Here is an 18,894-nt window from a genome sequence, read left to right on the forward strand (position 1 = left end):
GTTATTAACCTCGCGTCGCCACGCTTTCAGCCAGGATTGCCAGCACCAGTTGCTGGAAGTCCAGGCCAGCCGCGCGGGCCGCCATGGGCACCAGGCTATGATCAGTCATGCCGGGTGCGGTGTTGACTTCGAGCAGCCAGAACCGGCCCTGCTCGTCCTGCATCACGTCCAGACGCCCCCAGCCTTCGATGCCGATGGCATCGCAGGCGCGTGCGGTCAGGTCGATCAGTTCCTGTTCCTTGTCACTGTCCAGGCCGCACGGGATGCGGTACTGGGTATCGTTGGCGATGTACTTGGCGTCGTAGTCGTAGAACACATGCGGCGTCCCCAGTGCGATCGGCGGCAGCACCTGACCGCGCAAGACCGCGATGGTGAACTCCGGGCCGTGGATCCACTGTTCCACCAGTACCTGGGAATCGTATTTGGCGGCGTCCTGCCAGGCAGCGACCAGTTCCTGGGCGCTGTTCACCTTGGCCATGCCGATGCTAGAGCCTTCATGGGCGGGTTTGACGATAAGCGGGAAGCCCAGTTCCGTACTGGCCTGCAAACAATCGCTTTCGCTCGCCAATACCGCGTGGCGCGGGGTGGGAATACCCAGGCTCTGCCACACCTGTTTGGTGCGCAGCTTGTCCATGGCCAACGCCGAGGCAAGGATGCCACTGCCGGTGTAGGGGATGCCCAGGCACTCCAGCAGGCCTTGCATGCTGCCGTCTTCACCGCCACGGCCGTGGAGGATGATGAAGGCGCGGTCGATCTTCTCACTTTGCAGGCGGTCGAGCAGGTCGTCGCCCACATCGATGGCGACCACGTCGACACCGGCAGTGGTCAGGGCATCGATCACCGCAGCGCCGGACTTCAGCGACACTTCACGCTCGGCGCTTTTGCCACCGTACAGCACGGCGACACGGCCGAACGCCTTGACGTCCAGGGTTGAGTGCAGCTTTTCGTAGGCGCTGGTCATTTCGACTTCTCCTGCTTGGCGCCAGCGAACAGCGGGCTTTTCATCAGTTGCGGGGCGAGGCCGCCGACATCACCGGCACCCTGGCAGATCAGGATGTCACCTGCGCGCAGCAGCGGTTTCACCAGCGGTGCCAGCTCGGCGCCACGTTCGATGTAGATCGGGTCCAGCTTGCCGCGCTGGCGGATGCTGTGGCAAAGCTGGCGGCTGTCGGCACCGGGAATCGGCTCTTCGCCGGCCGGGTAGACCTCCATCAGCAGCAACACGTTGGCATCGCCCAGCACCTGGACGAAATCGTCGTACAGGTCGCGGGTGCGGCTGTAGCGGTGCGGCTGGTAGACGATCACCAGGCGGCGGCTTGGCCACCCCCCCCGCACGGCCTTGATCACCGCCGCCACTTCGGTCGGGTGGTGGCCGTAGTCGTCGACCAGCATCACGCTGCCGCCTTCGACCGGCAGTTCGCCATACACCTGGAAACGTCGACCGACACCCTGGAAGCCAGACAAGCCTTGGATGATGGCCTCGTCGGTGATGCCTTCGTCAGTGGCGATGGCAATGGTGGCCAGGGCGTTGAGCACGTTGTGGTTGCCGGGCATGTTCACCGACACCTCAAGCGGCTCGCGGTCGCGACGCAGCACGGTGAAGTGCGTTTGCATGCCCTGCTGGCGCACGTTGATGGCGCGGATGTCGGCCTCTTCGCTGAAGCCATAGGTTACGGTCGGGCGCTTCACCTGCGGCAGGATCTCGCGCACCACCGGGTCGTCCAGGCACATCACGGCCAAGCCGTAGAACGGCAGGTTGTGCAGGAACTCGACGAAGGTTTTCTTCAGCTTGTTGAAGTCACCTTCATAGGTCGCCATGTGGTCGGCGTCGATGTTAGTGACCACGGCTACCATCGGCTGCAGGTGCAGGAAGCTGGCATCGCTTTCATCCGCTTCGGCGATCAGGTAGCGGCTGGTACCCAGCTGGGCATTGGTGCCGGCAGCGGTCAGGCGGCCACCGATGACGAAGGTCGGGTCCAGGCCGCCGGCGGCGAACACCGAGGCCAGCAGGCTGGTGGTGGTGGTCTTGCCGTGGGTACCGGCCACGGCCACGCCATGGCGGTAGCGCATCAGCTCGGCAAGCATCTCGGCGCGCGGCACTACCGGAATGCGGCGCTCCAGGGCGGTGGCCACTTCCGGGTTGGCCGGGTTGATGGCGCTGGACACCACCAGCACATCGGCGGTGGCGGCGTTCTCGGCGCGGTGGCCGACGAAGATCTCGGCACCGAACGATTCCAGGCGCTCGGTCACCGGCGAGGCTTTCAGGTCGGAACCGGACACTTCATAGCCCAGGTTCAGCAACACTTCGGCAATGCCGCACATGCCCACGCCGCCGATACCGACGAAGTGGATACGGCGGATACGGCCCATCTTCGGTTGGGGCATGGCTTTCTGGCTCTCAACCATGGGCCACCTCCAGGCAGATATCGACCACGGTGCTGGTTGCGGCAGGTTTGGCCAGGCGCCGTGCGGTGCCTGCCATGACGTTGAGTTTTTCGGGTTGCATCAGCACCTCGTTCAGGCGTTCAGCGAGCTGCGCTGCGCCAGTTGTCGCTTGTGGCATCAGGAAGGCAGCGCCTTCTCGGGCCAGATATTGGGCGTTGTGGGTCTGGTGATCGTCGATGGCGTGGGGCAAAGGCACCAGCATCGAGGGCAGGCCTGCTGCCGCCAGCTCGCTGACGGTCAGGGCACCGGCCCGGCACACCACCATGTCGGCCCAGCCATAGGCTTGGGCCATGTCCTTGATAAAGGGCTCTACCTGAGCCTCGACGCCCGCCTCGTGATAACGCTCGGCGGTAATCGGCGCGTGTTGCTTGCCGGCCTGGTGGAACACCTCTGGCCGCAGGGTGGCGGGCACTTCGGACAGGGCCTTAGGCAACAATTTGTTCAATGGTTCCGCACCCAGACTGCCACCGAGCACCAGCAGGCGTGCACGGCGCTCGGCCAGGGGGGCGCGTTGCGCTTCCATGAACAGCTCCGGGCGCACCGGGTTGCCGGTGGTACGACGCTTGTCGCTGGCCTCGAAGGTGTTCGGGAAAGCTTCGCAGACCCGCGCCGAGAGCGGCACCAGCAGCCGATTGGCGGTACCTGCACGCGCGTTCTGTTCGTGGATCACCAGCGGCACGCCACACAACCGCGCGGCCACACCGCCGGGGCCGGTCACGTAGCCACCAAAGCCCAGCACGCACACCGGCTTGAGCTGGCGAATGATGCGCCGAGCCTGCAGCACGGCCTTGACCAGAGTGAACGGCGCCTTGAGCAGCGACAGTTTGCTTTTGCCGCGCAGGCCGCTGACCTGAATCAGGTGCAGTGGCAAGCCAGCCTGTGGCACCAGCTCGTTCTCAATGCCACGCGGGGTGCCCAGCCAGTGCACGCTGTAACCGCGCGCCTGGAACTCCCGCGCGCAGGCCAGGGCCGGGAACACGTGGCCCCCGGTGCCGCCAGCCATGATCAATACGTTCTTGCCGTCAGCGGCCATGACTGGTCTCCTCGGCAAAATCGCTTTCGCTGAATTCGTGTTCCTCGCTGCCCAGGTGCGTACGGCTTTCCCACTCGATGCGCAGCAACAAACCCACGCAGGCGCAGCAGATCACCAGCGAGCTACCTCCGTAACTGAGGAACGGCAGGGTCAGGCCTTTGGTCGGCAGCAGGCCGACGTTTACGCCGATGTTGATCAGGAACTGGCCAATCCACAGGAAGGCCAGGCCAAAGGCCACATACGCTGCAAAGAACTGCTTGGCTTTTTCGGCCCACAGGCCGATGTACAGGGCACGCACGGTGACGAACACGAACAATGCGATGGTCACCAGCGAACCGACGACGCCCAGTTCTTCGGCCAATACCGAGAACACGAAGTCGGTGTGCGCCTCGGGCAGGTAGAACTGCTTCTGCACGCTGTTGCCCAGGCCAACGCCCAGCCACTCGCCACGGCCGAAGGCGATCAGTGCCTGGGTCAACTGGTAGCCCGAGCCGAACTGGTCGGACCACGGGTCGGTAAAGGTAATAAGTCGCGCCATCCGGTACGGCTGCGCCTGTACCAGTACGAACACCGCCAGCACCGCCAACACCACCATCAGACTGAAGCGGAACAGCCCCACCCCGCCCAGGAACAGCATGGCCGCCGCGGCACCCATCATTACCACGGTGGCGCCGAAGTCCGGCTCCATCAGCAACAGGGCAGCCATGGGCAGCAGCACGATGAACGGTTTGAAAAAGCCCATCCAGGTCTCGCGTACCTCGGTTTGCCGACGTACCAGGTAACCGGCCAGGTAAACGACCACGAATACCTTGGCGATTTCCGAAGGCTGCACGTTGAAGAAGCTGAAACCGATCCAGCGCATCGAACCGTTCACCTCACGGCCGATACCCGGCACCAGCACCAGCACCAGCAGGCCGAAGGCGCCCAGCAGCATCATGAAGCCCATGCGCTGCCAGGTGGCGATCGGCACCAGCATGGTGGCGCCACAGGCCACCAGGCCCAGGAACACGTACACCAGGTGGCGGAACATGTGATAAAGCGGGTTGCCCGACTGCACCGCAGCCACTTCCGACGACGCCGAGGTGATCATCACCAGGCCCAGGCCCAGCAAGGCCAGGCAGCCGGCGAGCATCGGGAAGTCCAGGTCGATGCCACGGCCGCTGATCAGCGGCGACGGGTAGGGCTTGAAGATGCCGAAGATCATGCAAGGCCTCCCGCTGCCTGGGCGAACAGGCGCCCGCGCTCTTCGAAGTTCTTGAACATGTCGAGGCTGGCACATGCGGGCGACAGCAGCACGGCATCGCCGGCCTGAGCCAGTTCGGCACACTGTTGCACGGCGTCATCAAGGGTCTTGACCCGTACCAGTGGCACGTCATCACCCAGGGCCTCGGCCAGGCGCTCGGCATCACGGCCAAGCAGTACCACGGCCCGGCAGAAGCGCTTGACCGGCTCACGCAAGGCCGTGAACTCGGCACCTTTGCCGTCGCCACCGGCGATCAATACCAATTTGCCTTCGATATCGGCACCCAGGCCTTCGATGGCGGCCAAAGCTGCACCGACGTTGGTGGCCTTGGAATCGTCGTACCAGTTCACGCCATTGCGCTCACGCACCCACTGGCAGCGATGGGCCAGGCCACCGAACTCGCGCAGGGCTTCGAGCATGGGCTCGAACGGCAGGCCTGCGGCATGCCCCAGGGCCAACGCCGCCAAGGCATTGCTCTGGTTGTGCGCACCGCGAATCTTCAGTTCACGCGCTGGCATCAGCGCCTGGAACTCGAATGCCAGGTATTTCTCGCCATCCACTTCGCGCAGGCCGAAGGCCTTGAAGTCCGGCTGGTTGAGGCCGAAGGTCCAGCACGGGCGGCCTTCCACCGGCAGCGGCCGGCTCAGGGCGTCCTGACGGTTGACCACGACCTGCTTCGCGCCACGGAAAATCCGGTGCTTGGCCAGGTGGTAGGCCGGCAGGCCGCTGTAGCGGTCCATATGGTCTTCGCTGATGTTCAGTACGGTGGCCACTTCAGCATTGAGCTGGTCGGTGGTTTCCAGCTGGAAGCTGGACAGCTCCAGCACGTACAGCTCGACGTCATCGGCCAGCAGGTCCAGCGCCGGGGTACCGAGGTTGCCACCCACCGCTACACGCTTGCCCGCCTTGGCGGCCATTTCGCCGACCAGAGTAGTGACAGTGCTCTTGGCGTTGGAGCCGCTGATGGCAATGATCGGCGCTTTGGCGTTGCGGGCGAACAGTTCGATGTCACCGGACAGTTTCACACCACGCGCAGCAGCCTGCTGCAGGGCTGGCGTGGCCAGGGCCAGGCCAGGGCTTACGTACAGTTCGTTGGCGCGGCACAGGAAGTCCACATCCAGTTCACCACAGCGCACTTCCACCTGCGGGTAATCACGGCGCAGGGTGTCCAGTTCCGGCGGTTGCTCGCGGGTGTCGGCGACCGCAAAGGCAATGCCCCGGTTCGCCAGGAAGCGAACCAGGGACATGCCGCTCTTGCCGAGGCCGACAACGATGCGGAATTGGTCGGAAGCGATCAAAGACACGCTCATCTACCTCAGTTTCAGGGTTGCAAGGCCAATCAGCACCAGAATCACGGTGATGATCCAGAAGCGGACGATCACCCGTGGTTCTGGCCAGCCCTTGAGTTCAAAGTGGTGGTGGATCGGCGCCATGCGGAACACGCGCTTGCCGGTCAGCTTGAAGGAGGCGACCTGGATCACCACCGACAAGGTTTCCATGACGAAGATGCCGCCCATGATGAACAGGACGATTTCCTGGCGAACGATCACCGCGATGGTGCCCAGCGCCGCGCCCAGCGCCAGCGCACCGACATCACCCATGAAGACTTGTGCCGGGTAGGTGTTGAACCACAGGAAGCCCAGGCCGGCACCGATCAGCGCGCCACAGAACACGATGAGTTCGCCCGAGCCCGGAACGTAAGGGATCAGCAGGTATTCGGCGAACTTCACGTTACCCGACAGGTAGCAGAAGATGCCCAGGGCGCCGCCGACCATCACCGTCGGCATGATTGCCAGGCCGTCGAGGCCGTCGGTGAGGTTGACCGCGTTGCTGGAGCCGACGATGACGAAGTAGGTCAGCACCACGAAGCCGATGCCCAGCGGGATGGTGACGTCCTTGATGAACGGCAGGATCAACGTGGTCTCGACGCTGGTCGGCGCGGTCTTGTACAGGAACACGGCCGCAGCCAGGCCGAACACCGACTGCCAGAAGTACTTCCAGCGGCTTGGCAGGCCACGCGAGTTCTTTTCGATCACCTTGCGGTAGTCATCGACCCATCCGATGGCACCGAATGCGAGCGTTACGATCAGCACCACCCACACGTAGCGGTTGGACAGATCAGCCCACAGCAGCGTGCTGATCGCGATGGCCGACAGGATCAATGCGCCACCCATGGTCGGGGTGCCGGACTTGGACAGGTGCGATTGCGGGCCGTCATTACGCACGGCCTGGCCGATCTGACGAATTTGCAGGGTACGGATCATCCACGGCCCCAGCCACAGCGCCAGGGACAACGCGGTCAGCACACCAAGAATCCCGCGCAGGGACAGGTACTGGAAGACCGCGAAGCCTTTGTGGAACTGTTGCAGATACTCGGCCAACAGCAGCAGCATTAATGTTTCTCCCCGCTGGCACCGCACAATGCCGCCACGACGTTTTCCATCGCAGCGCTGCGCGAGCCCTTGATCAAGATAGTGGTGTCGCTGGCACTTTCGGCGCTAACGGCGTCGATCAGCTCAGCTTGAGTAGCGAAATGACGGCCATTGGCGCCGAACGCCTTGACCGCATATGTCATGTTGGAACCCACTGCGTACAGGGCATCGACCTTGCCACGCGCGTAGTCACCCACCTGACGGTGGCCTTCTTCCGCCCATTGCCCCAGTTCGCCGATATCTCCAAGCACCAGGACGGTGCGCCCGGAAAAGCCGGCGAGTATATCAATGGCCGCGCACATGGAGGTGGGATTTGCGTTGTAACTGTCGTCGATTACCCGCACACCGTTCGGCGCGATCTGCGCCACGGTGCGGCCCTTGACCGGTTGTACCGCAGCCAGGCCGGCGGCGATGCCGCTAAGGCTCAGACCAACGGCATGGGCGGCAGCCGCAGCGGCCAAGGCGTTGCTGACGTTGTGGGTACCCAGCAGGTTCAGCTGTACCGGCACGCTGCCATCAGGCCCATGCAGGGTGAACGACGGGCAGCCCCGGGCATCACGGCCAATATGACTGGCGTGGAAGTCTGCCTGCGGGTTATCCAGTGCAAAGGTGAAAATGCGGTGGTCGCCGGCACGCTTGCGCCAGATGTCGAACGCCTTGTCAGCCAGGTTGAGGATGGCAGTGCCGCCCTCGCCCAGGCCTTCGAGAATCTCGCCCTTGGCTTCAACGATCTTTTCCGGCCCGCCGAACTCGCCAACGTGGGCGGTACCGGCGTTGTTGATGATGACCACCTGAGGCTTCGTTAGGCCGACGGTGTAGCGGATTTCACCAATGCGCGAAGCGCCCAGTTCGATCACCGCCGCGCTGTGCTCGGGGGCGATCTCCAGCAGGGTCAGCGGCGCGCCCAGGTCGTTGTTCAGGTTGCCACGGGTGGCATGCACCAAGCCACGGGTACGCAGGATGCCGGCAAGCATTTCCTTGACGGTGGTCTTGCCGCTGGAACCGGTAATGGCAACAACAGGCTTGTCGAAGGCGGCGCGGTTCAAGGCGCCGAGCTGGCCGAGCGCTACCCGGCAATCCTTGACCAGCAATTGCGGCAGGTCGACACCGGCCACTTCACGCTCGACCAGGGCAGCGACTGCGCCTTTGGCCTTCACATCGGCCAGGTAGTCGTGACCATCGAAACGCGGACCGGCCAAGGCGACGAACAGCTGCCCGGCGCTGACGCTGCGGCTGTCGATGCTGACACCGGTGAAGGTGGCCTCGCCACCGATTTGTTGACCACTCAGTGCTGTGGTCAGCTGGCTGAGTGACAGCGGCTTAAGCATGTGGAGCCTCCCAGGCTGCAAGTGCCTTCTCGGCTTCAGTCAGGTCGGAGAAGTCATGGCGCTGGCCATTGATCTCCTGGTAATCCTCGTGCCCCTTGCCGGCCAGCACGATCACGTCGCTGGCAGCAGCGGTGGCAATCAGGTGCGCGATGGCTTCACCACGGCCGGCGACGAACTCGACCTCGGCAGGCTTGGCGAAGCCGGGGCGGATGTCGTCGAAAATGCGCAGCGGGTCTTCAGTGCGCGGGTTGTCGTCGGTGACCAGCACGCGGTCGGCCAAGCGCTCGGCCACTTCGGCCATCAGTGGGCGCTTGCCACGGTCGCGGTCTCCACCGCAGCCAAACAGGCACAGCAGCTTGCCGTGGGCGTGCGGGCGCAGGGCTTCAAGCACTTTCTCGAGGGCGTCCGGGGTGTGCGCGTAGTCGACCACCACCAGCGGCTTGTCGCCGCCACCCAGGCGCTGCATGCGGCCTACCGGCCCTTGCAGGTGCGGGGTGACCTTGAGAATTTCGTCCAACGAATAGTCCAGCGCCAGCAGGGTCGCCACGGCAGCCAGCATGTTGCTCAGGTTGAAGCGGCCCAACAGCTGGCTGCGCAGAGCGCGCTCACCCTGGGCGGTGACCAGGGTGGCACGCACACCATCGTCATTGAATACGGCTTCGCGGCAGAACAGCGAAGCGTCCGGGTTTTCCAGGCTGTAGCTAAGCAGCCGGGTCTCGATGTGATCGACACTCGGGCGCCGGGCAAAGTCATCGGCCAGGCGACGCCCAAAGGCGTCATCCAGGTTGACCACCTGGCAACGCAGGCTCGGCCAGGCGAACAGCTTGGCCTTGGCGGCCTCATAGGCCTCCATGCTGCCGTGATAGTCGAGGTGGTCGCGGGAGAGATTGGTCATCACCGCGATGTCGAATTCCAGTGCGGCAACCCGGCCTTGCTCCAGCGCATGGGAGGAAACCTCCATGGCCACAGCCTTGGCGCCACCTTTCTTGAGGTCGTTGAGGGTCGACTGCACCGCGATCGGGTCGGGCGTGGTCAGGCGACCGCTCTGCAGCTCACCGTAGAAGCCGGTCCCTAGGGTGCCAATCAGGCCGCAGCGCTGGCCGAGCAGGTCGAGCGCCTGGGCCACCAACTGGGTAACGCTGGTCTTTCCGTTGGTGCCGGTCACCCCCACCAGGTTCAACTGACGGCTGGGCTCGCCATAGAAACGCCCGGCAATATCCGACAGCTGAGCGATCAGGCCTTTGACCGGAATCAGCGGCACATCGGTCAGCGGCAGCACGTTGGCGCCCTGCTCTTCGTAGGCCACTGCAGCGGCGCCACGGGCCAGCGCATCGGCAATATGCTCGCGACCATCGACCTTGGCGCCCGGCACGGCCAGGAACAGGTCACCCGGGCGCACATTGCGGCTGTCCAGGGTCAGCTCACGAATCAGCGGGTCACGACTGGCGTGGGCGAAAAGTTTGCTCAATGGCATTGTCATCATCCACGCCCTCCCTTGGCGGCTGCTGCGTTGACTTGCGATTGCACGGCGGGTGCCGCTGGCGCGGGTGGCGGCAGGTTATCTGGCGGCACGTTCATCAGACGCAAGGTGCCGGACATGACCTTGCTGAATACCGGCGCAGAAACCAGGCCACCGAAGTAGCCGCCTTTGCCCGGCTCGTCGATGACCACGACGATGGCATAGCGCGGGTCGCTCATCGGACCGAAGCCGGCGAACAGCGAGCGGTAGGCGTTTTCGGTGTAGCCCTTGGAACCCACGGTGGCCTTACGCGCGGTACCGGACTTGCCGGCCACGTGATAGAACGGCACCTGGGCGCGGAACACACCACGCGGCGCTTCGATCACCTGCTGCAGCATGCCCTGAACGGTTTCGGCGGTTTCCTTTGGAATGGCCTGCACAGCGTCCGGCGCCTTGTCGACCTTGAGGATCGACAGCGGCACCATCTTGCCGTCGTTGGCCAGCGCCGCGTAGGCATGCACCAGTTGCAGGGCGGTCACCGACACGCCATAGCCATAGGACAAGGTTGCGGTCTCAGCCTTGCGCCACTCGCGGTGATTAGGCAGGTTACCGACGCGCTCACCCGGGAAACCCAGACCGGTGTACTGGCCCAGGCCGACCTGGGACATGACGCGGTAGATAGCCTCACCGCCAATGTCGAAGGCGATCTTGCTCATGCCGACGTTACTGGAGTTGATCAGGATCCCGGTCAGGTCGAGGATCGGGCCTTCACTGCGCGATACGTCCTTGATGGTGTAGCGGCCGATCTGCAGGCTGCCCGGGTACACCTCGACCTTGTCGGTCGGCTTCCAGCGCCCGCTCTGCAGGGCCGCACTCATGGAGATCGGCTTGACCGTGGAGCCTGGCTCGAACACGTCGATGATCGCCCGGTTACGCATGGCCGCCGGGAACATGCTGCGGCGGTTGTTGGGGTTGTAGGTCGGCTGGTTGACCATGGCCAGGACCTCACCGGTCTTGACGTCCATGATCACCAGGCTGCCGGCCTTGGCGTCCTGTTCGGCAATGGCATTGCGCAGTTCGCGGGTGGCCAGGTACTGCAGGCGCAGGTCTATCGACAACGCCAAGGTCTTTCCGGCCTTGGCGTTCTTGGTTACCTGGATGTCTTTGATCAGCCTGCCGCGCCGGTCCTTGATCACCTGCCGCTTGCCCGGCACGCCGGCCAGCCATTCGTCATAGGCCAGTTCGACACCTTCGCGACCATGGTCGTCGAGGTCAGTGAAGCCGACCATGTGCGCGGTGACATCACCCGCCGGATAGAAGCGACGGAATTCTTCCAGGCCGTACACACCAGGCACTTTCAGGTCGAGCACATGCTGGCCCTGCTCCGGGGTCAGGCCGCGGACCAGGTAGATGAATTCCTTGTTGGCTTGCTGGGTCAGGCGCTCGGTCAGCTGCTGCGGGTTTTGCCCCAGCGCTGCGGCCAACTGCGGCCAGCGCTCTTTGGACGCCTGCATTTCCTTGGGGTTTGCCCACAGGGTGGTAACCGGGGTGCTCACGGCCAGCGGTTCACCGTTGCGGTCGGTAATCAGGCCACGGTGCGCCGGAATAGGGATATGACGCAGGCTGCGCGCGTCGCCCTGCCCCTTGAGGAAGTCACGGTCAACGACCTGCAAATCGATGATGCGCCAGCAAATGGCACCGACCATGATGGCCAGCAAGCCGATCACCACGCGGAAGCGCCACGGGTAGAGTGCGCCTTCGAGCTTCATCATGGCGCCACCATCCGCACTTCGTCAGCCGAAGGTACGCGCATCTTCAATTGCTCGGAAGCCAGACTCTCGATACGGCTGGCAGCAGTCCAGGTGCTCTGTTCAAGAATCAGGCGCCCCCACTCGGCCTGGGCCTTGTCACGCTCGTTCAGCTCACCGTACAAGGTGTTGAGCAACTGACGGTTCCAGTGCGCGCTGTAGGACACGGCGATAGCCGAAACCAGCACGGCAACGAACAGCAGAAGCATCAGGAAGCTTCCGCCTGGCAAGGGTTTGGCAAACAGCCTGCTCACCGCAGCTTCTCCGCCACGCGCATCACGGCGCTACGCGACCGTGGGTTGGCCTTGAGCTCGGCTTCGGAGGCGAACTGGGCCTTGCCGATGAGCTTGATTTTCGGCTCGAAGGCCTTGTGCTGTACCGGCAGGTTGCGCGGCAGGTTGTCGGCCTCGCCCTTGACCAGCTTGCGCATGAACAGCTTGACGATACGGTCTTCCAGCGAGTGGAAGCTGATCACCGCCAGGCGGCCACCGACTTCGAGGGCATCGAGCGCGGCCTCGAGGCCGGCTTCCAGGTCACCCAATTCGTTGTTGACGTGAATGCGAAGGCCCTGGAAGGCACGGGTAGCCGGGTTCTTGCCTTTTTCCCAGGCTGGGTTGGCCACCTTGAGTACTTCCGCCAGGTCGGCGGTGCGGGTGAAAGGCTCCTTTTCACGGCGCTCGACCACGGCACGCGCCATGCGGCCGGCGAAGCGCTCTTCACCGTATTCCTTGAAGACGCGGGCAATTTCTTCCACCGGCGCGGTGGCGATGAACTCGGCGGCACTGATGCCCTGGGCCGGGTTCATGCGCATGTCCAGCGGGCCGTCATTGAGGAAGCTGAAACCACGCTCAGGGTCATCCAGCTGCGGCGACGACACGCCAAGGTCCAGCAACACGCCGCTGACCTTGCCGTGCAGGCCGCGCTCGGCCACTTCCGCGCCCAGCTCGGCAAAGCTGCGCTGCACAATGACAAAGCGGCCGTCTTCGGCCGCCAGCGCTTGCCCTGTGGCAATCGCCTGTGGATCTTTATCGAAGCCCAGCAGCCGCCCTTGCGGCCCGAGCTTGCTGAGAATCAGCCGGCTGTGTCCGCCACGGCCAAAGGTGCCGTCCAGATAGCAACCGTCGGCGCGCAGGGCCAATGCCTCGACAGCTTCGTCGAGCAGGACGGTAATGTGGTTGAAGCCGCTATCTATGGTCACAGGATCAGGTCACGCAATTCGTCGGGCATGGCGCCCGGTTGTTGAATAGCTGCAAGGTCGGCTGCCGAAACCGCGTTCCAGGCATCTTCATCCCACAGCTGGAATTTGTTCAGCTGCCCCACCAGCATCGCCTTCTTGTCGAGCTTGGCGTACTCACGCAGGCGGGGCGGTACCAGGAAACGCCCACTGCCATCGAGCTCCAGGTCAACCGCATTGCCGATCAGCAAACGCTGCAGGCGACGGTTTTCCTCACGCAACGATGGCAAGGCACGCAACTTGGCTTCTATCTGTTCCCACTCATCGAGGGGATAAACACACAAGCAGGGGTCCACGGCGTCGATGGTCACGATCAGCTGACCATTGCAACGCGAATCGAGCTCGTCACGGTACCGGCTCGGCATGGCGAGACGGCCCTTGGCATCGAGGCTGACGGCGTTGGCTCCGCGGAACACGGCTGCGATTCCCCACAATGTTAGCTTTTTTGTGCCAGAAAACCCACTTCATCCCACTTTCTGCCACTTGCGCACACTATAGGAATCCGCCCGCAGCACCGTCAAGGCACGTTCATAAGGAAAAGCCTTACAGGACCGAGATTTAGCGCGTTAAGAGAAGGTGGAAGCACTACCAAGTAGAAAAAAAGACGAGAAAAATCAAACCCACGCAAGCGAATGGAGTTCGAAGTTAAAGTGATTTATCAAGAGTAAGATTTTTTCGGTATTACCAGAGAGGATCTGCTATCGAATGAAGCAGAGAAGGAAAGGTGGAGAGTCGATCTGTAAGCCGGGTTTTGTCGAGGACAGTCATTCCTCTACGACGGCCATCACTGGACGCCTCTAGCAACCTACCCGGTTCCGACGCGGGCCACGCCTGATGGAACCCTATTTGGTCTTGCTCCGAGTGGGGTTTACCTAGCCACGCACTGTTGCCAGCCGTGCGGTGCGCTCTTACCGCACCTTTTCACCCTTACCGGCACCGAAGTGCTTAGGCGGTTATTTTCTGTGGCACTTTCCGTAGGCTCACGCCTCCCAGGCGTTACCTGGCACTCTGCCCTATGGAGCCCGGACTTTCCTCCCCCTGCTGCTCACACAACAAAAAGTTGCGGAACAAAAACAGGCAGCGACTGTCCGATCGACTCTCCGCCGACAAGGTTACCGGCACGCGCGCTTGAGAACAAGCAATACCGGCATTTATATCAATTTGCCACTATTCGGCTTTCTGCTTTTCAAGGGCAAGTTGATACAACAGGTTCTTGCGCACCCCGGTAATTTCAGCCGCAAGTGCAGCCGCCCGCTTCAGCGGCAACTCGGCTAACAACAGGTCGAGCACCCGCTGGGCCTCGGCACTGATGGCCTGCTCGCCCTCCGGCGCACTCCAGCCACCCACCAGTACCACGCACTCACCGCGCTGCTGGTTGCTGTCGCCGGCCACAAAGGCACGCAATTCAGCCAGCGGCAGGCCCTTGAGGGTCTCGAACGTCTTGGTCAGTTCGCGCGCTAGCAAGGCCGGGCGGTCGCCACCAAAAACCGCCTCCATGTCTTCAAGGCACTCCAGGATTCGGTGCGGGGCTTCATAGAAGATCAGCGTGCGCGGCTCTTCCTTTACCTGCTCCAGGCGTGCCCGGCGCCCGGCCTGCTTGGCTGGCAGGAAACCTTCGAAGATGAAGCGATCCGACGGCAAGCCGGCCGCCGACAGCGCAGCGATCAGCGCACAGGCACCTGGCACCGGCACCACATTCACCCCAGCGGCCCGCGCCTGGCGCACCAAGTGGTAGCCCGGGTCGGAAATCAGCGGCGTGCCGGCATCAGAGACCAATGCCACGCTCTCGCCAGCCAGCAGCTTGGTGAGGAAACGCCCGCCTTCGTCACGCTCGTTGTGCTCATGACAGGCAGCCAGCGGCGTGTCGATGCCAAAGTGCTGCAGCAACCGGACCGAATGGCGGGTGTCCTCGGCGGCGATCAGCGCCACGTCCGCCAGCACCTTCAACGCCCGGGCGCTCATGTCATCGAGGTTGCCGATAGGGGTTGCCACCACATACAGCGTCCCCACCGTGGATTTCGAAGCCCCTGCCACATCAGTCACTGCGCACACCTGTCATTCGGATCAAAGGCGCCATTGTAGCCCGAGCGCCTGCAACAGGGCGCAAAGAACTTCACCAGCGACCGGCGGCAAGCCACCTATAGTGAAGGATCTATACGGCGACATCGCGCCCCGGCCAGTGCTTGGGTACAATTGCCGGCCAACTTGATCGAGTAACAGGACCTTTACATGATCGCTTGCCTGCGGCTGCTCACAGCCCTCTGCCTCGCTGCCCTGCTGGCGGCCTGCGCCAGCTCGCCCTCATCCAGCCTGGGCGAACTGCCACGCACCCCGGATGCCAGCATCGAGCAACTGCTCGAAAAGGCTGCTTCCAGCAAGTCTGCGCAAGACGCCGCCCTGCTGCGCCTGAGCGCAGCCGACCTGGCCTACAAGCAGAAGGACTTCCCACGCGCCGCACGCATTCTCGAGCAAGTCCCGCTGGACACGCTCAAGCCGGCCCAGCAAGTGTTCGCCAGCACCCTCGCTGCCGAACTGGCCATGAGCCGCAACCAACCCAAGGCCGCCCTGACTGCACTGGCTCACCCTAGCCTGCAGCGCGTCGCCGAGCTTCCGGCAGAGCAGCAAGCACGCACCTACAGCGTACACGCCGCCGCCCTCGAAGCCGACGGCCAGGCCCTGGCTGCTGCGCAACAGCGTGTACTGCTGGCCCCGCTGCTCAGCGGCCAGGCCGCCAGCGCCAACAACGATGCCATCTGGGCACTGGTCGCCTCGCTGCCGGCAGAGCAACTGCAGCAGCCAGCCAACGACCAGACGCTGAGCGGCTGGACCAGCCTGGCCTTCGCCGTGAAAAGCGCCGGCACCCTGGAGCAGCAGCAAGCGGCTATCGAAGCCTGGGTCAAACAGCACCCGGACCACCCGGCAGCCCTGCAACTGCCGCAGGCACTGACCAAGCTCAAGGAACTGGCCAGCCAGCCGCTGACCAAAATTGCCCTGCTGCTACCGCAGGAAGGCCCGCTGGCCGGTGTTGCCCGCGCGTTGCGTGACGGCTTCATGGCCGCCCACTTCCAGGCCCAGCAGGCCGGCCAGCCAGCGCCTGCAGTGCAGGTGTTCGACAGCTCGCGTATCGGTTCGCTCGATGATTTCTATCGCCAGGCCCAGGCCGCTGGCGTGCAACTGGTCATCGGTCCGCTGGAAAAACCGCTGGTGAAGCAACTGGCCGCCAAACCTCAGCTGCCCATTACCACCCTGGCGCTGAACTACGCCGACGCCGGTCAGAAGGCGCCGCCGCAGCTGTTCCAGTTCGGCCTGGCTGCCGAAGACGAGGCCCGCGAAGTTGCCCGCCGCGCACGCGCAGACGGCATGGTTCGCGCCGTCGCCCTGGTGCCGAGCGGCGAATGGGGCGACCGCGTACTGGCCGCCTTCCGCCAGGACTGGGAGGGTAATGGCGGCACCCTGCTCGCCGCCGAGCGCATCGCCCAACCCGTCGCCCTGGCCCAGCAAATTGCCGACCTGTTCCAGCTGCGCCAGAGCGAAGGCCGCGCCAAGAGCCTGCAAAGCACGGTAGGCGGTAACATCGCAGCGCAACCGTCGCGCCGTCAGGACATCGACTTCATCTTCCTCGCCTCGACCCCACAGCAGGCACAGCAGATCAAGCCGACCCTGAACTTCCAGTATGCCGGTGACGTGCCTGTCTACGCGACCTCGAACCTGTACAGCGCCAGCGGCGACGTCAACCAGTACAATGACATGAACGGCATTCGCTTCTGCGAAACGCCGTGGTTGCTCGACTCCAGCAACAGCCTGCGCCAGCAAGTCGTGCAACAGTGGCCGCAAGCCGCTGGCAGCCTGGGCCGCCTGTATGCCATGGGCGTCGATGCCTACAGCCTGGCGCCGCGCCTGGGCCAGCTGAAAGCACTGCCAGACAACCGCGTCATGGGCCTTTCGGGCAGCCTGAGCATCAACGCCAACCAACGCGTCGAGCGCCAGTTGCCATGGGCAGAATTTGCTGGCGGCCAGATCAAGCGCCTGCCTGACACCGCGCGTTGATGGCCGCAGCATCACCAACCCGCGCCGGGCAAGCGGCAGAAAACCAGGCCCTTGAGTACCTTCAGGGGCAAGGTCTGCAGCTGCTGGCGCGCAACTGGCGATGCAAAGGCGGTGAGCTTGATCTGGTCATGCTTGACGCCGATACAGTAGTATTCGTCGAAGTCCGCTACCGGTTGCACGCGGGCTTCGGAGGCGCCCTCGACAGTATCGACGGGCGCAAGCAGAAACGGCTGGTGCTTGCCGCCACCCTGTTCCTGCAGAAGGAGCCCCATTGGGGCAACCACCCCTGCCGCTTCGACGTAGTCGCCCTGCAGGGCAGCCACCATGCAGGCAGACCGCTTCAATGGCTGAAAAACGCCTTCGAATGCTGAACCCACTTCGTTTTTTTTGCTCTATGTATCGCGGGCCGGTCGTTGTTGCGCGTAGCAAAGGCCACCGCCCTACTTAAGGTCACCAGATGGACATGCAATCCCGAATCCGCCGGCTGTTTCAGGCCAGCATCGATACCAAGCAACAGGCAATGGACATCCTGGCACCGCACATCGAGCAGGCCAGCCTGGTCATGGTCAATGCGCTGCTCAACGAGGGCAAGATGCTCGCCTGCGGCAACGGCGGATCGGCTGGCGATGCCCAGCATTTTTCCTCCGAGCTGCTCAACCGCTTCGAACGTGAACGCCCGAGCCTGCCTGCCATCGCGCTGACCACCGACAGCTCGACCCTGACCTCGATCGCCAACGATTACAGCTACAACGAAGTCTTTTCCAAGCAGATCCGCGCCCTGGGCCAACCCGGCGACGTTCTGCTGGCGATTTCCACCAGCGGCAACTCGGCCAACGTGATCCAGGCGATCCAGGCCGCACATGACCGCGAAATGATTGTCGTAGCATTGACTGGCCGCGACGGCGGCGGCATGGCTTCGCTGCTGCTGCCCGAGGACGTGGAAATCCGCGTACCTTCCACCGTTACCGCGCGTATCCAGGAAGTCCACCTGCTGGCGATCCACTGCCTGTGCGACCTGATCGACAGCCAACTGTTCGGGAGTGAAGAATGACCCCAATGCGCCTCGGCCTGATGGCCCTGACCCTGTGCCTGAGCGTCACCGGTTGCAGCTCGGTACTTACCTCTACACGCAATTCGCCGATCGAGGACGATCGCGGCACGCGCACCATCGGCAGCAAGATCGACGACTCGCTGATCGAGACCAAGGCCGCCGTGAACATTTCCAAAGCCAGCCCTGACCTGGACAAAGGCTCGCACATCGTTGTCAGCAGCTACAACGGCATCGTCCTGCTGGCCGGGCAAACCCCGCGCGCCGACCTCAAGAGCCTTGCCGAGCAAACCGCCGGCCAGGTGCAGCGGGTCAAGAAAGTGCACAACGAACTGCAGGTGATGCAGCCCTCCTCCATCCTGGCACGCAACAACGACGCCTGGCTGACCACCAAGATCAAGACCCAGATGCTGACTGACAATGCCGTGCCCAGCTCGCGCATCAAGGTGATTACCGAAAACGGTATCGTCTACTTGCTCGGCCTGGTAACCCAGCAGGAGGCCAACTCGGCCACTGCCGTGGTACAGGGCGTGTCGGGCGTGCAGAAGATCGTCAAGCTGTTCGAATACATCGACTGATTCGGCTGGAGAATTTCGGCGCCTGCGAGATCGAGCGCCGCCCGCGCGGCGCATCGCGAGCTGCGCTCGCTCCTACGCTTGTTTCGGGCCAGTAACGCCTGTGACAGGCGCGCGCGACCGCCTGGCTTGTACGACACAATATCGCGCCATGCGCCAAGGCGTTCACGCGCAAATCCCCCAGGAATAATTGGCCCGAAACAGACGTAGGAGCGAGCGCAGCTCGCGATGCGCCGCGCGGG

At 63.4% G+C, this 18,894-nt stretch carries 17 protein-coding genes and 1 other RNA gene; 4 read left to right on the plus strand and 14 right to left on the minus strand.

Annotated elements, in window-relative coordinates:
- Positions 1-4 precede the first annotated feature (4 nt).
- The 14 genes from ACF8R4_RS00160 to rsmI all read right to left on the minus strand — a co-directional run bounded on the left by ACF8R4_RS00160 (position 5) and on the right by rsmI (position 15,025).
- Positions 5-961, minus strand: coding sequence for a D-alanine--D-alanine ligase (locus tag ACF8R4_RS00160; protein WP_060499797.1), 957 nt, complete (start codon positions 959-961; stop codon positions 5-7).
- Complete coding sequence (gene murC, locus ACF8R4_RS00165) at positions 958-2,406, minus strand: UDP-N-acetylmuramate--L-alanine ligase (protein ID WP_016713564.1); 1,449 nt, start codon at positions 2,404-2,406, stop codon at positions 958-960. Before murC ends, ACF8R4_RS00160 begins: the two co-directional genes overlap by 4 nt.
- Entirely contained in the window at positions 2,399-3,478 is a 1,080-nt protein-coding gene (gene murG, locus ACF8R4_RS00170) for an undecaprenyldiphospho-muramoylpentapeptide beta-N-acetylglucosaminyltransferase (RefSeq protein WP_060499796.1), read from the minus strand. The genes murC and murG overlap by 8 nt, the downstream gene beginning before the upstream one ends.
- Complete coding sequence (gene ftsW / locus ACF8R4_RS00175; protein WP_060499795.1) at positions 3,468-4,682, minus strand: putative lipid II flippase FtsW; 1,215 nt, start codon at positions 4,680-4,682, stop codon at positions 3,468-3,470. The genes murG and ftsW overlap by 11 nt, the downstream gene beginning before the upstream one ends.
- Positions 4,679-6,025: a UDP-N-acetylmuramoyl-L-alanine--D-glutamate ligase gene (murD, locus tag ACF8R4_RS00180; RefSeq protein ID WP_028698611.1), complete on the minus strand. Its 1,347-nt coding sequence runs from the start codon at positions 6,023-6,025 to the stop codon at positions 4,679-4,681. Before murD ends, ftsW begins: the two co-directional genes overlap by 4 nt.
- Before the next feature lie 6 nt (positions 6,026-6,031).
- Positions 6,032-7,114, minus strand: a complete 1,083-nt coding sequence (gene mraY / locus ACF8R4_RS00185; protein WP_016713560.1) for a phospho-N-acetylmuramoyl-pentapeptide-transferase — start codon at positions 7,112-7,114, stop codon at positions 6,032-6,034.
- Positions 7,114-8,481, minus strand: coding sequence for a UDP-N-acetylmuramoyl-tripeptide--D-alanyl-D-alanine ligase (murF, locus tag ACF8R4_RS00190; protein ID WP_060499794.1), 1,368 nt, complete (start codon positions 8,479-8,481; stop codon positions 7,114-7,116). Before murF ends, mraY begins: the two co-directional genes overlap by 1 nt.
- Positions 8,474-9,964 (minus strand): UDP-N-acetylmuramoyl-L-alanyl-D-glutamate--2,6-diaminopimelate ligase, encoded by a 1,491-nt coding sequence (locus ACF8R4_RS00195; RefSeq protein ID WP_177337114.1) that lies wholly within the window; start codon positions 9,962-9,964, stop codon positions 8,474-8,476. The genes murF and ACF8R4_RS00195 overlap by 8 nt, the downstream gene beginning before the upstream one ends.
- Positions 9,961-11,709: a penicillin-binding protein 2 gene (locus ACF8R4_RS00200; RefSeq protein ID WP_164525225.1), complete on the minus strand. Its 1,749-nt coding sequence runs from the start codon at positions 11,707-11,709 to the stop codon at positions 9,961-9,963. The genes ACF8R4_RS00195 and ACF8R4_RS00200 overlap by 4 nt, the downstream gene beginning before the upstream one ends.
- Complete coding sequence (ftsL, locus tag ACF8R4_RS00205; protein ID WP_056801817.1) at positions 11,709-12,002, minus strand: cell division protein FtsL; 294 nt, start codon at positions 12,000-12,002, stop codon at positions 11,709-11,711. Before ftsL ends, ACF8R4_RS00200 begins: the two co-directional genes overlap by 1 nt.
- On the minus strand, positions 11,999-12,946 hold the full coding sequence (gene rsmH / locus ACF8R4_RS00210; RefSeq protein ID WP_019097348.1) for a 16S rRNA (cytosine(1402)-N(4))-methyltransferase RsmH: 948 nt from the start codon (positions 12,944-12,946) through the stop codon (positions 11,999-12,001). Before rsmH ends, ftsL begins: the two co-directional genes overlap by 4 nt.
- Complete coding sequence (mraZ, locus tag ACF8R4_RS00215) at positions 12,943-13,398, minus strand: division/cell wall cluster transcriptional repressor MraZ (protein WP_004575120.1); 456 nt, start codon at positions 13,396-13,398, stop codon at positions 12,943-12,945. The genes rsmH and mraZ overlap by 4 nt, the downstream gene beginning before the upstream one ends.
- A 308-nt stretch (positions 13,399-13,706) precedes the next feature.
- Positions 13,707-14,082: RNase P RNA component class A (gene rnpB / locus ACF8R4_RS00220), an RNA gene on the minus strand.
- Positions 14,083-14,149: 67 nt separating this feature from the next.
- Complete coding sequence (gene rsmI / locus ACF8R4_RS00225; protein ID WP_060499792.1) at positions 14,150-15,025, minus strand: 16S rRNA (cytidine(1402)-2'-O)-methyltransferase; 876 nt, start codon at positions 15,023-15,025, stop codon at positions 14,150-14,152.
- A gap of 186 nt (positions 15,026-15,211) precedes the next feature.
- On the opposite strand from rsmI, the gene ACF8R4_RS00230 reads away from it, so the two are divergent.
- The 4 genes from ACF8R4_RS00230 (at position 15,212) to ACF8R4_RS00245 (ending at position 18,655) form a co-directional block, all read left to right on the plus strand.
- Positions 15,212-17,029, plus strand: coding sequence for a penicillin-binding protein activator (locus ACF8R4_RS00230; protein WP_060499791.1), 1,818 nt, complete (start codon positions 15,212-15,214; stop codon positions 17,027-17,029).
- Complete coding sequence (locus ACF8R4_RS00235; RefSeq protein ID WP_019098045.1) at positions 17,029-17,400, plus strand: YraN family protein; 372 nt, start codon at positions 17,029-17,031, stop codon at positions 17,398-17,400. The genes ACF8R4_RS00230 and ACF8R4_RS00235 overlap by 1 nt, the downstream gene beginning before the upstream one ends.
- A gap of 86 nt (positions 17,401-17,486) precedes the next feature.
- Positions 17,487-18,080 carry a phosphoheptose isomerase gene (locus ACF8R4_RS00240; protein ID WP_012274070.1) on the plus strand — a complete coding sequence of 198 codons (594 nt, stop codon included), beginning with the start codon at positions 17,487-17,489 and terminating at the stop codon, positions 18,078-18,080.
- Positions 18,077-18,655 carry a BON domain-containing protein gene (locus tag ACF8R4_RS00245; protein WP_016713549.1) on the plus strand — a complete coding sequence of 193 codons (579 nt, stop codon included), beginning with the start codon at positions 18,077-18,079 and terminating at the stop codon, positions 18,653-18,655. Before ACF8R4_RS00240 ends, ACF8R4_RS00245 begins: the two co-directional genes overlap by 4 nt.
- Positions 18,656-18,894: the final 239 nt, after the last annotated feature.

It is taken from the genome of Pseudomonas sp. FYR_2, from assembly GCF_043106425.1.
Lineage (GTDB): Bacteria > Pseudomonadota > Gammaproteobacteria > Pseudomonadales > Pseudomonadaceae > Aquipseudomonas > Aquipseudomonas monteilii.

Coding starts and splice junctions, on each gene's coding strand:
- ACF8R4_RS00160 (WP_060499797.1), bottom strand. CDS start 961: ATGACCAGCGCCTACGAAAAGCTGCACTCAACCCTGGACGTCAAGGCG.
- murC (WP_016713564.1), bottom strand. CDS start 2,406: ATGGTTGAGAGCCAGAAAGCCATGCCCCAACCGAAGATGGGCCGTATC.
- murG (WP_060499796.1), bottom strand. CDS start 3,478: ATGGCCGCTGACGGCAAGAACGTATTGATCATGGCTGGCGGCACCGGG.
- ftsW (WP_060499795.1), bottom strand. CDS start 4,682: ATGATCTTCGGCATCTTCAAGCCCTACCCGTCGCCGCTGATCAGCGGC.
- mraY (WP_016713560.1), bottom strand. CDS start 7,114: ATGCTGCTGCTGTTGGCCGAGTATCTGCAACAGTTCCACAAAGGCTTC.
- murF (WP_060499794.1), bottom strand. CDS start 8,481: ATGCTTAAGCCGCTGTCACTCAGCCAGCTGACCACAGCACTGAGTGGT.
- ACF8R4_RS00195 (WP_177337114.1), bottom strand. CDS start 9,964: ATGATGACAATGCCATTGAGCAAACTTTTCGCCCACGCCAGTCGTGAC.
- ACF8R4_RS00200 (WP_164525225.1), bottom strand. CDS start 11,709: ATGAAGCTCGAAGGCGCACTCTACCCGTGGCGCTTCCGCGTGGTGATC.
- ACF8R4_RS00230 (WP_060499791.1), top strand. CDS start 15,212: ATGATCGCTTGCCTGCGGCTGCTCACAGCCCTCTGCCTCGCTGCCCTG.
- ACF8R4_RS00235 (WP_019098045.1), top strand. CDS start 17,029: ATGGCCGCAGCATCACCAACCCGCGCCGGGCAAGCGGCAGAAAACCAG.
- ACF8R4_RS00240 (WP_012274070.1), top strand. CDS start 17,487: ATGGACATGCAATCCCGAATCCGCCGGCTGTTTCAGGCCAGCATCGAT.
- ACF8R4_RS00245 (WP_016713549.1), top strand. CDS start 18,077: ATGACCCCAATGCGCCTCGGCCTGATGGCCCTGACCCTGTGCCTGAGC.